The 14,277-nt window shown below is 69.1% G+C and carries 15 protein-coding genes; 1 reads left to right on the top strand and 14 read right to left on the bottom strand.

What is annotated here, in order from left to right; all coding sequences use genetic code 11:
• On the top strand, positions 1-1,108 hold a 1,108-nt coding region (locus QLQ12_RS35630), incomplete at its 5' end, for a flagellar hook-length control protein FliK (protein WP_282765204.1).
• A 67-nt stretch (positions 1,109-1,175) separates the two neighbouring features.
• On the opposite strand, the gene QLQ12_RS35625 is transcribed toward QLQ12_RS35630, so the two are convergent.
• The 14 genes from QLQ12_RS35625 to QLQ12_RS35560 form a co-directional block, all read right to left on the bottom strand.
• Positions 1,176-1,424, bottom strand: a complete 249-nt coding sequence (locus tag QLQ12_RS35625; RefSeq protein ID WP_282765203.1) for a hypothetical protein — start codon at positions 1,422-1,424, stop codon at positions 1,176-1,178.
• Between the two features lie 14 nt (positions 1,425-1,438).
• Positions 1,439-2,986, bottom strand: coding sequence for a hypothetical protein (locus QLQ12_RS35620; protein WP_282765202.1), 1,548 nt, complete (start codon positions 2,984-2,986; stop codon positions 1,439-1,441).
• On the bottom strand, positions 2,964-5,018 hold the full coding sequence (locus tag QLQ12_RS35615; RefSeq protein ID WP_282765201.1) for a flagellar biosynthesis protein FlhA: 2,055 nt from the start codon (positions 5,016-5,018) through the stop codon (positions 2,964-2,966). Before QLQ12_RS35615 ends, QLQ12_RS35620 begins: the two co-directional genes overlap by 23 nt.
• Positions 5,019-5,188: 170 nt before the next feature.
• Positions 5,189-6,280, bottom strand: coding sequence for an EscU/YscU/HrcU family type III secretion system export apparatus switch protein (locus QLQ12_RS35610; protein ID WP_282765200.1), 1,092 nt, complete (start codon positions 6,278-6,280; stop codon positions 5,189-5,191).
• A gap of 47 nt (positions 6,281-6,327) precedes the next feature.
• A complete protein-coding gene (gene fliR / locus QLQ12_RS35605) occupies positions 6,328-7,092 on the bottom strand; it encodes a flagellar biosynthetic protein FliR (RefSeq protein ID WP_282765199.1) in 765 nt (254 codons plus the stop codon).
• 4 nt (positions 7,093-7,096) lie between these two features.
• Positions 7,097-7,957, bottom strand: coding sequence for a flagellar type III secretion system pore protein FliP (fliP, locus tag QLQ12_RS35600; RefSeq protein WP_282765198.1), 861 nt, complete (start codon positions 7,955-7,957; stop codon positions 7,097-7,099).
• A gap of 4 nt (positions 7,958-7,961) precedes the next feature.
• On the bottom strand, positions 7,962-8,390 hold the full coding sequence (locus QLQ12_RS35595; protein WP_282765197.1) for a flagellar biosynthetic protein FliO: 429 nt from the start codon (positions 8,388-8,390) through the stop codon (positions 7,962-7,964).
• Positions 8,391-8,395: 5 nt separating this feature from the next.
• Entirely contained in the window at positions 8,396-9,151 is a 756-nt protein-coding gene (gene fliN, locus QLQ12_RS35590; protein ID WP_282765196.1) for a flagellar motor switch protein FliN, read from the bottom strand.
• Positions 9,148-10,098 carry a flagellar motor switch protein FliM gene (locus QLQ12_RS35585; RefSeq protein WP_282765195.1) on the bottom strand — a complete coding sequence of 317 codons (951 nt, stop codon included), beginning with the start codon at positions 10,096-10,098 and terminating at the stop codon, positions 9,148-9,150. The genes fliN and QLQ12_RS35585 overlap by 4 nt, the downstream gene beginning before the upstream one ends.
• Positions 10,099-10,208: 110 nt before the next feature.
• A complete protein-coding gene (locus tag QLQ12_RS35580; RefSeq protein ID WP_282765194.1) occupies positions 10,209-10,670 on the bottom strand; it encodes a flagellar basal body-associated FliL family protein in 462 nt (153 codons plus the stop codon).
• Positions 10,671-10,689: 19 nt separating this feature from the next.
• Positions 10,690-11,694 (bottom strand): OmpA/MotB family protein, encoded by a 1,005-nt coding sequence (locus QLQ12_RS35575; RefSeq protein ID WP_282765193.1) that lies wholly within the window; start codon positions 11,692-11,694, stop codon positions 10,690-10,692.
• Between the two features lie 5 nt (positions 11,695-11,699).
• Positions 11,700-12,491, bottom strand: a complete 792-nt coding sequence (locus QLQ12_RS35570) for a flagellar motor protein (RefSeq protein ID WP_282765192.1) — start codon at positions 12,489-12,491, stop codon at positions 11,700-11,702.
• Positions 12,491-12,772 (bottom strand): flagellar FlbD family protein, encoded by a 282-nt coding sequence (locus QLQ12_RS35565; RefSeq protein ID WP_282765191.1) that lies wholly within the window; start codon positions 12,770-12,772, stop codon positions 12,491-12,493. The genes QLQ12_RS35570 and QLQ12_RS35565 overlap by 1 nt, the downstream gene beginning before the upstream one ends.
• Before the next feature lie 196 nt (positions 12,773-12,968).
• Positions 12,969-14,276: a flagellar hook protein FlgE gene (locus QLQ12_RS35560; protein WP_282765190.1), complete on the bottom strand. Its 1,308-nt coding sequence runs from the start codon at positions 14,274-14,276 to the stop codon at positions 12,969-12,971.
• Position 14,277: the final 1 nt, after the last annotated feature.

Below are 14,277 nucleotides of genomic sequence, written 5' to 3'. Positions count from 1 at the left end.
GGCCCCGCAGACCGGCACGGTGCCGGCGGTCCAGCCCGGCAGCGGTGCACCTGCTCAGCCCACGGTCGGCGCCGGGGCGCCGACCGCCACCGGCCAGGCCGCGCAGCCCGGCGCTCCGGCCGCCACCGGCGCTGCGGCCCAGCTCACCACCCCGGGCCAGCCCACCGCGGGCCAGCCCACCGCGGGCCCCACCGCCACAGCTCCGCAGGCCGCAGCCGCCGCTACGCCCGCAGCGGCGCCGCCCACCGGCCCGGAGGCCGCCGCCGTCCTCCGGCCGGAGAGCCTGCGCGCCGCGGAGGCCACCGGGCAGCCCGCCGCACCGGTGGCTCAGGAAGCGACCGCGGCGTCCACCACGACCGCCGTGGACCCCACCGCCGGCGCTGCCCCGGCGGCTGACGTGGCCCCGCCCACCACACCGGACCAGGGGTCCACCGGACAGGGCTCGGCGGGCCAGGGCTCCGCGGGTCAGGGCGGCCAGGCCGGGCAGGGTGACGGCGCCGGTCAGGCCGCACCGGAGACCGCGGCCGGTTTCCCCACGGGTCTGCCCCCGGCCGCGGGAGCCGAGACGGCCGGCGCACCGGCGCCCGCCGCCGGGCTCCCGGGCATGACCGGGCCACAGGCCGCCGCGCCCGCCGCGCCGATCGCCGAGGCGCCGGCGGCCGCCCCACCGGCTCCGTCCACCCCGGCTCCGCCGGCGGCACAGCTCGCCACCCGGATCGTCCCGCTCAAGCTGGACGCGGACGGGGTGCACCGGCTGACCGTGCATCTGCATCCGGTCGACCTCGGCCCGGTGCAGGTGGTGGCGGAGATCCGCAACGGCGACATCACGGTGCAGCTCTCCGGCGCGACCGAGGCCGGCGCCGAGGCGCTGCGGTCGTCACTCGACGAGTTGCGCCAGGAACTGGAGAACGCCGGCTTCAACAACTGCTCGCTCGACCTGCGGCAGGGCAACGCCCAGCAGCAGGCCCGGCAGCAGCAGTTCGCCGACGCGCTGGGCCGCCGATCCGACGGCGGCTCCCGGAACGGCCCGGACGTCGGTGACGAGCCGGCCCCGGTCACCACCCGCCGGGTCGATCCCGGCGCCGGCCGGATCGACGTTCAGGCCTGACGGAACGACCGTCGCCGGCCCTCTCTTTGCGCGGCCCCGCGACGGTGACAGGGCTGGCATCGGCCGGTCAGGACGACCGTCCCGATCCCGACGAGTTGTCGTACGGCTCAGGCGTCACCAGGGTCGCCGGCTCCTCGCCCGCCTTCTGGTATCCGGCGAGGACGAACCGGAGCCCGGCCAGGAGCAGGGCGGCGATCGGCACGGCGATGAGGAACCGGATCAGCACCTGGATCAGCTCGACCTCGTCGAGGAGCAGGCGGTACCACGCCGGCGCGCTGATCAGCAGCGCGAACAGCAGAACCGACGGCTTGATCATCGGCTGGGCACCGGTCAGCGGCGGCCGGAACGGGTGACCCGGCGTGGCATGACCGCCAGCGGCATCACCTCGGCCGCGATCCGCGCGCAGAGCATCGCGGCCCACGCGTGCGGGGTGGCCGGCTTGCCGTCCAGCGAGAAGATCGGCACGTCCAGGCCGAGCACCGACGCCGGGTCCGCGGTCAGTTCCACGCTGTGCACCACGAGCGCCTCGACGTCGCCGAGATTGCGCAGGTGCCGGGCGGTGTCCGCGGTCTTGCGGGTGGCGTCGACGACGGCCCACAGGGCGGTGGCGCCGAGCGCGTCGCACATGTCGTTGACCCAGAACGGATCGGTCCCGCCGACCGGGGCGTCGATCACCACCACCCACGGGTGCTCGGAGCTCTGCAGCTTCTCCGCCCGTGACTCGGCCGAGCCGCGGCTGGAGATGAGCCGGGACGAGTGCAGCCCGGTGCCCGCGGTGGAGGGCGCGGCCAGCAGCAGGTGGGTCTGGTCGACGTGCAACTGTTCCAGGATCTGCTTGGCGACCGGGACGGCGGTGTGCACCTCGCCGGCCAGCACCAGGATCTCCCCGGCGCTGTCCGGGATGCCGGGGGCGGCCGGGCGGGCGGCGAGCACGCTGAGCACCCCCGCGTACGTGTCCCCACCGGTGATCTTGCGGGCCATCTCCTCGGGCATCCCGACCAGCATCAGGTTCCGCTGCACCGGATCCAGTTCGCCGGGGGCCGGTGGAGCCGCGGCGGGAGCCGGAGCCGCGACGGCGGACTCGTCGAGCCCGAACACCTCGGCCGCGGACCGTATCGGCGCCGGGGAGGGGGCCGGGGCGAACGCGGCGCGCGGCGGCGCGGGCGTGGGTTCGCCGGTCCGGAACGGCGCCGGGGAGACCGGCCGGGACGCGGTGGTGGCCGCCCGGATCGGCGTCATGGTCTCCCGGGGTTCCGTCGACTCCCGTTCCCGTGCGGCGGCCGGCCGGTCGGGGAAGCTCGGCACGGTGGGCAGTGCCGCGGGCAGCGGCCGCTGGCCGGCGTTGACCGCCGAGCCGGTGGCGGCCGCCGGGCGGAACGGGCGCACCGTGGGTGGCTCGTCCCGGTCGTCGGGTGGCCGGTTCTCCGGTGGCCTGTTCTCCGGTGGCCGGGAGCGGGCCGGCCGGCCGTGGCTCCCTTCGCCCAGGTGGCCGGCGACGTCCAGTCCCGCCATCAGTTCGGCGAAGGCGGCTCCGGTGTCGCCGATGCCCGCGCTCCGGCTGTCCTGCCGCGCGTGCCGCTCGATGGCCGGCGGCCGGTCGGCGGTCACCCGGTCCTGGGCTTCGGCCTGTTCGAGCAGGCGGTCGAAGTTCTGTGCGCTGTTACCGGCAACGGTCTGTTGCGCCATGTCATCACTGTCCTCGGTAGAATCCGGTACCTCGACGGAGACCTCGTAGTGCTGCTTCGCGAAGAAGCCCCCGATGCCACCACTTCGTACCTTGTCGGCGGAAATGATCCGGACGCTCGAGCCGTACTCGTCACGAACCTGATCCAGCAACGGCTCGATGGCCGGCCCCTCAAGCAGCACCCGCGTAGGCACCGTTCACCACCCCTATCGTCTCGATCTGTGCGGTGGAACCAGAGATTTCGCTGTACGACAGCACCTGAACCCGGCGAGAGCCGGCTCGCAGCAGTCGCATCAGTGGCAGCCGCAGCTGTGGTGAGCAGGCCAGGACCGGGTTCAGGCCCTGCTGCTCGCCGGCTTCGGCAATCCGGCTGGTCTCGCTGACGATCGCCTCGGCACGCATGCCGTCGATCGCCATGAAGGCGCCGGTGTCGCTCGGCCGCAGTGATTCGAGCAGTCCCTGCTCGAGCATCGGGTCAAGCGTGATCACGGTGAGCCGGCCGGCGGTCGCGTACTGGGCGGCGATGGCCGGGCCGAGGGCACTGCGCGCCGCCTCGACCAGGCTGTCGTTGTCGACCGAGACCTTGGCCCGCAGCGATAGCGACTCGAAGATCCGGACCAGGTCGCGGATCGGCACGCCCTCGTCGAGCAGAGCCTGCAGCACCTTCTGGATCTGGCCGAGGCTCAGCAGCGCCGGCGTCAGTTCCTCCACCACCACCGGGTGGGTGCGCTTGACCATCTCGCTGAGGGCGCGGACGTCCTCGCGGCCGAGGAGGCGGCTCGCGTTGGTCCGGACGATCTCGGCCAGGTGCGTGATGATCACCGAGGCCCGGTCGACGACCGTGGCGCCGGAGATCTCGGCCTGGTAGTGCAACTCGGCGGGGACCCACTTGCCGGCCAGCCCGAAGACCGGCTCGACCCCGGCCCGGCCGGGAAGCGCCTGTAGACCCTCGCCGATGGCGAGCACGGTGCCCGGCGGCGCCTGGCCGGCGCCGGCATCGACCCCGGAGATCCGGATCGCGTACGACGAGAGCGGCAGGTCGAGGTCGTCCCGGGTGCGGACCGGCGGCATGATCACACCGAGTTCCATGGCCATCTTGCGGCGCAGAGCGCGGACCCGGTCGAGCAGATCGCCGCTGCCCGGGTCGACGAGGTCGACCAGGTCGGGCGCGAGCGCCAGCTCCAGCGGGTCGATCCGCATCTCGCCGAGCAGTTGTTCCGGCGAGTCCGGCGCCGGCATGTCGACCGCTTCGGCCGCGGCGGCCGCGCCCTTGTCGACGACCTCGGGCACCGGTTCCTTCACCCGTTGCGCGATGAAGAGGACCGCGCCGCCGACGATCAGGAAGGGCAGCTTGGGCAGGCCGGGGATGATGCAGAGGGCGATGGCGGCGCCGCCGCCGATGCGCAGCGCGAGCTTGTTCTGGCTCAACTGGGTGGTGACGGTCTGCCCCATGTCACCGGAGGTGGCCGAGCGGGTGACGATCAGACCGGTGGCGACCGACAGCAGCAGCGCGGGGATCTGCGAGACGAGGCCGTCGCCGATGCTCAGCATGCTGTAGTGGTTCATCGCGTCGGCCGGGGCCATGCCGGCCTGCGCGACGCCGATCGCGAAGCCGCCGACCAGGTTGATGATGGTGATGATGATGGCGGCGATCGCGTCGCCCTTGACGAACTTGGAGCCACCGTCCATGGCGCCGTAGAAGTCGGCCTCGGCGGCCACCTCGGCGCGACGGACCTTCGCCTGGGCGTCGTCGATGAGGCCGGCGTTGAGGTCGGCGTCGATCGCCATCTGCTTGCCGGGCATGGCGTCGAGGGTGAACCGGGCGCCCACTTCGGCGACCCGCTCGGCGCCCTTGGTGACCACGATCATCTGGACGATCACCAGGATCGAGAAGATCACCAGACCGATGACCAGGTTGCCACCGACGACGAAGCTGCCGAACGCGTGGATCACCTTGCCGGCGTCACCGTCACGCAGCACCAGACGGGTCGCGCTGATGTTCAGGGCGAGCCGGAACAGGGTCATCACCAGCAGCAGAGCCGGAAAGACCGCGAAGTCGAGCGGCTTCTGCACGAACATGGAGATCAACAGAACGAGCAGAGCGGCGGTGATGTTGATGGCGATGAACAGGTCGAGGAGGAAGGTCGGCAAGGGGACGACCATCATGAGGATGATGCCGACGACCCCGATGGGTACGGCGAATTTGCCGATGCTCTGCTTCTTCACGGCACCTTCCGAGCGTGGGCAGTCCGATGGCCATCCGAGCCCCGCCGTCGCCTTCCTGGCGTTGTTCTGTTCGGCGATCCTTCGCCGTCACTGAGGCCGCTGTGGCACCGCCACGCACCGATCTTCCCTGCTCTTGCACCGCGATGTGAGGAAATCTCCGGATTTGGTGGTTACGTCATGGCTGGGGTCGGGTTCGGGTTGCGGTGCAAACCGGCCGCCGCACCGCGTGCCTTCAGGCTCATCACGAACGCCAGCACCTTCGCCACCGCGGCGAAGAAGTTCGCCGGGATCTCCTGTCCCACCTCGCAGTCCTTGTTCAGCGCCCGAGCCAGCGGCACGTCCTGAACCATCGGGATCCGGTTCTCGGTGGCGAGATCACGGATCTTCGCGGCCATCGCGCCCTGGCCCTTCGCCACCACCCGCGGCGCGCCCTTCTCCGGCTCGTACCGCAGCGCGACAGCGATGTGCACCGGGTTGACCACCACCACGTCCGCGGTCGGCACGTCGGCCATCTGCCGGTTCCGGGCCATGGCCATCTGCTTGGCCCGGATGTGGGCCTTGACGTGCGGGTCGCCCTCGGTGTTCTTGTACTCCTGCTTGACCTCCTCCTTGCTCATCCGCAGCTGCTTCTGGGTGCGGCGGCGAACCACGAAGTAGTCGGCCGCGGCCATCACGATGCCGGCCGCCGCGGCGGCCCGGATCAGCTGGATCGCGGCGTCGCTGATGGTCCCGAGCAGGGTGACGAGCGGCAGCTGACCGGCGGTCATCAGAACCGGGACGATGTCCTGCATGGTCAGGTAGAGGACCGCGCCCAGCACGGTCGTCTTGATCAGGGCCTTGGCGCCCTCCCAGAGCGCCTGCCCGCCGAACATGCGCTTGAGGCCGGAGAACGGGTTGAGCCGCTTGAACTTGGGGATGAAGAGCTTGGTGGCCACCCGGATGCCACCCTGCGCCCCGGCCGCGACGATGCCGACGGCCATCATGGTCAGCGCGAGCGGCAGCACCGCCCAGGCCGCGCTGAACAGCGCCTCCCGGAAGATGGCCAGCGCCTTGCCAGGGTCCGGATCGACGATCGTCTCGGGGATCTTCTCCATCAGAGTCTGCGCGTGCTCCATGGCCTGCTGCAGGGTCCGTGGCAGCATGACGCTCGCGGCGAGCATGCCGACCCAGGCGCCGATGTCCTGGCTCCGCCCGATCTGGCCCTCTTCCTTGGCCTTCTTGAGCTTTTGTTGAGTCGGTTCCTCAGTCTTCTCGCCGGACATGCCTCACCTCCTCGCGGTCGGCTCCTACCAGGCCCGTTCGGCCCGGGTCAGCCGCCGCTGAGCCGGACCACCACGGTGACCGCCTTGTCGACCAGCGTGTCCAGCACCGACGGCAGCAGCGCGATCGCGGTCCCGGAGAGAGCCACCAGCAGGAAGATCTTGATAGGGAAACCCAGCTGGAACGCGTTCAGCGCGGGCGCCACCCGGTTCAGCAGGCCCAGCGCCACGTCGGCGAGGAACAGCACACCGATCAGCGGCCCGGCGATCTGGACCGCCGACATGAACATCTCGCCGACACCCCTGAGCAGAAGGCGGCTGAACGTCTCCGCCGAGAACGTGGCGTCCAGCGGCAGGGTCCGGAAGCTCTGCAGGAAGCCGCGCAGGATCAACTGATGCCCGTCACTGGCGAAGAGCAGGGTGAGCGCCACCAGGTTGTAGAACCGGCCGAAGATCGAGCTGCTGCTCTGCGAGAACGGGTCGTACGTCGACGCCAGGGTGAAGCCGCTGAACAGGTCGAGCAGGTCGCCCGCCGCCTGCAGGGCGGCGAAGAGCAGCGCGGTGAGGAAGCCGAGCCCGGCGCCGACGAACACCTGGAGAGCGACGCTGAAGATCAGGTCCTTGGTCTCCAGGGACGGGACGGTCTTGGTCAGGTACGGCGCCATCGGCAGCGTCAGGCCGACCGAGAGCAGCGCCTTCACCTGCGCCGGGATGAACCGGGAGTTGAACGGAGGGCAGAGCATCATCCACGCGCCGGTGCGCACCGCTCCCAGCATGATTGCCAGGAACTCCGCGATGGCGATGTCGTGATTCATCGTCTCAGTACGAGCCGACCAGCGCCGTGATGATCAGGCCCCACCCGTTGACCAGCACGAACAGCAGCAGTTTGAACGGCAGGGCGATGGTCACCGGCGGCAGCATCATCATGCCCAGCGACATCAGCGACGCCGACACCACGAGGTCGATGATCAGGAACGGGATGAAGATGACGAACCCGATGATGAACGCGGCCCGCAGCTCGGAGAGGACGAACGCCGGGATCAGCGTGGTCAGCGGGACCTCGTCGATGTTGGCCGGCTTCTCCTGACCCGCCACCTTGGTCAGCAGGGCGACCTCGTCGGGACGGGTCACGCCGGACATGAACTCCCGCAGCGGCTGGACGCCGTCCTTGAACGCCTGCGTCTGGTTCTTGTCGCCCTTCAGATAGGGCTGTACGCCCTGGTCGTTGATGGACGAGAGGGTCGGGCCCATGATGAACATGCTCAGGAACAGCGCCAGGCCGGCGAGCACCTGGTTGGGTGGCATGCTGGTCAGTCCCAGCGCGTTGCGGGTGATGCCGAGGACCATGAAGACCTTGGTGAAACACGTGCAGAGCAGCAGCAGCGCCGGCGCCACCGACAGCATCGTCAGGCCCAGGAGGATCACGAGTGAGGAGGCCGGGCGGCTGCCGTCGGGGTTCGTACCGTTGATCTGGATGTCGATGCTCGGCGGTGAGGGCGGCGCCGGCGCCGCCGCGGCGACCGTCGGCAGCAGCACCAAAGCCAGCCCGGTCACCGCGGGCGCGAGCAGCAACAACAGCGGCAGGTTGCGCCACAGCGCCGTCCCGGCCATCCCCCTGCGGCCCGCACCGGCGAGATCGCTCGTCGGTCGAACTCCGTGCTGTTCGGTGCGGTGGGTCATGGCACTACCGCCTCGTCGTTCGCTCTCGCAGGAAGTCGATCGTCGAGACCCAGGTACGCGGCGAGAGCAACGACCCGTCCAGACGGCCTCCGAGGCTCAGCGGATGCCGGTCCGGAAGCTTCGCGTGCAGTCCGGAGGCGTCCGCCTCGACCTCGAGGTGGTCGCGGTGCTCCTCCGGCTCCGTCTCGAAGGCGTCGATGTCGGCCTCCCCGAGGAGGCTGACCTGCTGTTCGGTGATCCCGAGCACCAGCGCCCGATCCGCCACCCGGACGACGGCCACCGCTGAGCCGCGGCTCAACTGCTGGCGGGTGAGAACCGCCAGCGGCCCGACCCGGCGGGCGGCGTAGGGCCGGCGCACCATCCTGGCGAGCCCCCACATCAACAGCAGGACGATCAGGAGGGCCAAGAAGACGCGGAAGGTGAGCGGGATCAAGACCGTTACTCCACGCCCGGGGAGACGATCTCGGTGATCCGGATACCGAAGTTCTCGTCCACCACGACGACCTCGCCGCGAGCGATCAGCCGGCCGTTGACCAGCAGGTCGGCGGGGCTGCCCGCGGCCCGGTCCAGCTCGACGATGGCGCCGGGGGTGAGCGATAGCAACTCGCGCACGCTCATCCTGGTCCGTCCGAGCTCGGCGGAGACCTCCATCTCGACGTCGTGCAGCATGTCCAGGCCGCCCCGGCCACCGCCGGCCGCGCGGGCCGGCGTCGACCGCTGGGAGACGTTCAGCGCGCCCTGGTCATCGCCCGGCCACTGGCTCAGGGCGAGGCCGACCACGGCCCGCACCGCCACCTCGTCGCGCAGCGGAACCGCGACGGCGCCCTCCTTCGTGGCGAGCGCGCTGAGCGCGACCTCGGGTTCCATCAGCTGGCCGGGGTCGAGCACCACGGGGCCGAAGACCCGGGCGGCGGCCTCCAGCGCCGGACGGACCGCGGCGGTGAGATCCAGCTCGCCGAGCGGGCTCTCCCGGAGGGCGTCCGCCAGATCCTGGCCGACCACCACGACGACCTCACCGGAGGCGGCACCGGTGAACCTCGCCGTGATCGCCTGACCCTCGATCACCGTCCCGGCGTCCGGTACGACCGGGTCGGCTGCCACCAGGGCACGGCTGGTGGGCAGGACGGCCAGCGCGGCCTCGGCGGCGTTCCGGGCGAGCGCGAGCTGAGGCGCGGTCATGGTGGGCGCTGTCATGGGCGGCCAGACTCCTTGGACGAGCTCTCGTTGGGCGACGGCACGACGAGACATGCGAGCCGGGCGCCCTGATTACCGGGCACTGCATGAGCGAAAACGATGTCGTTGACGGTCACCTCGAGCGGCCGGCTGGTCTGATGTCCCAGCGGGACGACGTCACCGGGGCGCAGATCCACGATGTCATCGGTACGCATCCGAATGGGCTGGAATCGCACTGCTACGTCGATCGGAGCGGCGGAAAGTCCGGCGGTCAGGTTCCGCAGGGAGGTGTCCCGCGCCTGCCTCTCGGCCGCGCTCAGCACGATCGCCTCGGTCCGTGACAGCACCGGCAGGATGGTGTTGAACGGCAGGCAGATGGTGGAGACGCACTCCTCGGCGCCGATCTTGGTTTCGAGCGAGGCCACCACCACCGCGTCACCGGGCGCGTGGGCGCGCAGGAACTGGGCGTTGTACTCGATCTCCTTGAGCTTCGGCGTGAGGTCCACCATGCTCTCGAAGCCGTAGCGCAGCTCGCCCAGCATCCGCTCGATCAGGCCGCGCAGCAGCGGCATCTCCACCTCGGTCAGCGGCCGTTCCGGCTGGGTGCCGCCGGGGCCACCGAGCATGTGGTCGATCGCGGTCATCACCGCGGACTGCGCGATCTCCAGCAGGACCGAGCCGGGCAGCGGGTCGAGGGTGACCACCGCGATGATCGTCGGGTTGGCCAGCGCCGCCACGTACTCGTCGTAGTTGAGCTGCTCGATGGAGATCAGTGAGACGTTGCTGACCACCCGGAGCCGGGTGGTCAGCAGGGTCCCGCAGCTGCGCGCGTAGGTCTCGAAGGCGATCTGCAGCGTGCGGACGTGTTCGCGGGAGAGTTTGATGGGGCGACGGAAGTCGTACGGCGCCGGGCCCCCGCCTTGGCCTCGACGTGACATCCTGCCGGGGGATCGCTGAGCGGTGGTCACGTCGTCCTCATCGGCTCGGTTACCGAACCGCTGAGCCCTGGAGCCGTTTTCATCCAGTTCTCGTGCCGATGGGCGGGTCTCCCGTGAGGAGACCCGCCCGGCGCCGTGCCTTACTGGGTGACGAACGAGGTGTAGTAGATGTCCATGACCATCTTCTTGTCGTCCTTGGTGTAAGCCTCGATCAGCTTGGCCACCAGCTGTTCCTTGATCTTCGTGCGGCCCTCCTCGGTGGAGAGTTCGGCGATCGAGCGGCCGGTGTACTCGTCGATCGCCAGCTCGTACGCCTCGCTCAGGTCGACCGCTTCCTCACCGGAGTCCTCGGTCTGCTGGAGGGCGAAGCCGAGCTTCAGGTAGTGGCCTTCGGCCAGGTTCACCGTGAGGGCGTTCTCGGCCGCGGTGATGATGCCCTTGACCGGCGCCTCCTCGGCCGCCGAGGCCGTGTCGCCGCGGAGCATGAAGAACGCTCCGGCCCCGCCGCCGCCCAGCACCACCAGCGAGAGGGCGATGATGATCATCAGCATCTTGTTCGACTTCTTCGGCGCCTCGGCAGCCGTGTCCTTCTCATCAGCCATCAGAAAATCCCCCTCAGTATCAGTTGTGTGTGGTGGTGGTGGTGGTGGGTGTCGCGGTCGCGGCCTTGATCTCGGCCTCGTGCTGGGCCGTGGTCTGGCCGGTGTGCAGCTTGCTGTCCGCGCCGGCCGCCGAAGGCAGCAGCGCCGCCTGCTCAGCGGTGAGCTGGGTCAGGACGACCACGTCCACCCGGCGGTTCTGGGTGATCGAGCGCGGGTCCTTCGGGTCGATCAGCGGCTTGGTGTCGGAGAACCCGACCGCACTGAGCCGCTTCTTCGGGATGCCCTGGTCGGTGAAGTACCGGACCGTGGTCGAGGCCCGGGCCGCGGACAGTTCCCAGCCGCTCGGGTAGTACGTCGTCTTCGCCTTGAGCTGGTTGGTGTGACCGTCGACCTCGATGCTGTTCGGCAGTGCCGCCAGCGTCGGGGAGATCGCGCTCAGGATCTTCTCGCCGCCCTGCTGCAGCTCCGCCCGGTTGCCGGCGAAGACCACCTCGTTGGTCACGATGGTGACCACCAGGCCGCGCTGGTCGATCGTGAACCGGGCGCTGTCGAGCAGCTTCTGCGCCGCCAGCGCGTCGGCGATCTTCCGCTCGATGGCCTTCAGGTCCTCGGCCTCCTTGGCCGCCTTCTCCGCGTTGGCCGAAGCCTTCTTGCGGTCCTCGGCCTGGATCGCCCGCTCGACCGCTTCCTTCTGCTTCTGGTTGAGGCCCTCGGTGCCCGAGCTGCCGTCGCCGGGGTTGGAGCCCGGGTCGATCTGCACCACCTGAGCGTTGTTGGACGCACCGTCCAGTGGCGCCGTCTGCCCCTGGAAGACGGCGGTCGGAGCGCCGAACCCGGCCGAGAGACCGGCGGCCAACTGGGCGAACTTCTTCTGGTTCACGTCACTCATCGAGAAGAGCACGACGAAGAGAACGAACAGCAGGGTCAGCATGTCGGCGTACGACACGAGCCAGCGCTCGTGATTGACGTGCTCCTCGTGCTCCTCGTGCTTCTGTTTACGCTTGCCGCCCCCGCCAGAACTCATCTAGATCAAGCCGCCTTCTTGTTCGTCGCGGCCGATTCGGCCTTCTTCAACTCGTCCGGCGGAAGCAGGCTGCGGAGCTTCTGGGCGACCAGACGCGGGTTCGAGCCCGCCTGGATGGCCAGGACACCGTCGATGACCAGCTCCATCTCCTCGGCCTCGATGGCGCTGAGCCGGCCGAGCCGGGCCGCCATCGGCAGGAAGATGATGTTCGCGCTGAGCACGCCCCAGAGGGTCGCGACGAACGCGGCGGCGATCGAGTGGCCGAGCGTCTCGGGCTGGTCCAGGTTCTCGAGGACGTGAACCAGGCCCATGACCGTGCCGATGATGCCGATCGTCGGGGCGTAGCCACCCATGTTCTCGAAGAACTTCATGCCGGCCTTGTCGGCCTTCTTCTTGGCGGCGACCTCGGCGTGCAGGATGTCGTGCAGCTCGTCCGGGTCGGTGCCGTCGATGGCGAGCTGCAGGCCCCGCTTGAGGAAGGGGTGCTCGACCGTCTTGACCGCGTCCTCAAGAGCCAGCAGACCCTCGCGGCGGGCCCGCTCGGCCAGCTTCACCACGCTGTCGAGGAGCTGGGCCGGCGGGGTGACCTTGCTGGTGAAGGCCTTCTTGAGCTGGGTGACGAAGCCGCCGGAGTCCTTCATGACACCGCCGGCCATCGCGGCGCAGAAGGCGCCGCCGAACACCAGGAGCATCGAGGGAAGCAGGATGATGGAGGCGGGTGAGCCGCCCTCCAGGATCTGGACGGTGAAGACGATTACCAGGCCGGCGAGAACACCGATGATGCTAGCGAGGTCCATCAGTGTTCCTTCCGGTGCAGCGGGAGCACCTTGGCGTCGAGTTCGTCATCGGAAGAGGACGAGGAGTGGGCTGCGGGCTCCGACTCCAGGCGGCTGGCCTGAGCGATCAGAGAGGCGCGGTAGTGGCGCACCGAGTCGATGAACTCGGGCACGGACTCGGCGATGATGTATTTGGTGCCGTCCACCAGGGTGACGACCGTGTCGGGCGTGCAGTCGACGCGCTCGACCAGGTCCGGGTTCAGAGCGAACACGGCGCCATTGATGCGGGTTACGAGGATCACGACATCCGTCCTTGGTACGTCTTTTGGCTGGTGAAGGCCCTCCCTGGCCCGTCACTTGATACTTCGGCCGACTGCCGGTTGCCGATGAGATCCAGACGGTCGCTATCCGGGTGCGAAGCGAACTTTGTCAGGCGCTCACAGAAACGGCCGGGACGGGCACAAGGCCCATCCCGGCCGTTCACGCTCGGGAACTGGATCAGCGCTTCAGGTTGACGAGTTCCTGGAGGATCTCGTCTGAGGTGGTGATGATCTTTGAGTTCGCCTGGAACCCGCGCTGAGCCACGACGAGGTTCGTGAACTCCTGCGCCAGGTCGACGTTCGACATCTCCAGCGCGCCGGAGATGACCTGACCCATGCCGGCACTGCCGGGTTCGCCGACCTGCGCGTACCCGGAGTTGACCGTGGTGCGGTACTGCGAGTTTCCGACCTTCTCCAAGCCGGCGACGTTCTTGAAGGTGGCCATCGCGACCTGGCCCAGCGTTTCCTTCAAGCCGTTGCTGTAGACGCCGATGATCTCACCGCTGTCGGACACGGTGTAGGAGAGCGAGGTCAGCGCGCCGGCCGTCTGACCGTTGGTGTCGAACACCCTGGCATCGGTGTTGCCCGAGTACGACGTCATGTCCCCGACGTCGACGGTGTAGTCGCCGAGAGTGATCGCCTGCTTCGGCGTGACGCCGTCGGCCTCGTACATCTTACCGTTGGTGAAGGTGACCCCGGCTTGCGTAGCGATCGGTGTGGCCGTGTTGATGTCGGCGCCCTCGGCGAACAACTCCATCTTCCACGTGGAGGTCGGCTTGGCGGGCGCGACCGGAGCATTGTCGTTCGCGGTCCGCGTGAACTTCGCCGTGACCGTGTGCGTGCCGCCCTGCGCGTCGTACACCTTGACCGGAATCGTGGTTATGTAACCCTTGTTGCCGACCGGCGTGCCTTCGACCCCGTAGTTCTTCGCGTTGTTCATGTCCGGGATGTCATCGCTGCTCAGGTTGCCCTTGAGAGTGATCTTCGTGGTGGCTTCCGGTGGGATGGTGCCGCCCAGCGGCATCCTGATGTCACCCGGCTTCGCCGCCGAGTTGACGACGCCGTCCTTCGCGGTCCAGCCCTGCACCGGCTCACCGGTGGAGGTGGCCAGCACCCCGTTCGCGTCGAAGAAGAACGAGCCGGCCCGGGTGTAGAGCTGCTCGCCTCCGCTGCGGGTGATGAAGAAGCCGTCACCCTGGATCATCATGTCGCCCGACTTACCCGTGGTCTGCGCCGAACCCTGGCTGAAGTTGGCGGTGATGCCGCCGACCCGCACACCGAGGCCGACCTGAGCCGGGTTGGTGCCGGCCATGCCCTCCTGGGGTGAGCCCGCCGCGCCCATCATCTGGCTCATGGTGTCGTTGAACTGGACCTGCGACGCCTTGTAGCCGGTGGTGTTGACGTTCGCGATGTTGTTACCGGTGACGTCGATCATCTTCTGATGAGCGTTGAGGCCGCTGATGCCGGAGTAGAGAGAACGCAGCATG

The organism is Actinoplanes sandaracinus (assembly GCF_030009775.1).
In the GTDB taxonomy this organism is placed as follows: domain Bacteria; phylum Actinomycetota; class Actinomycetes; order Mycobacteriales; family Micromonosporaceae; genus Actinoplanes; species Actinoplanes sandaracinus.
The sequence above is the reverse complement of the archived record's forward strand: the minus strand, read 5'-3'. Positions and strand labels throughout refer to the sequence as shown.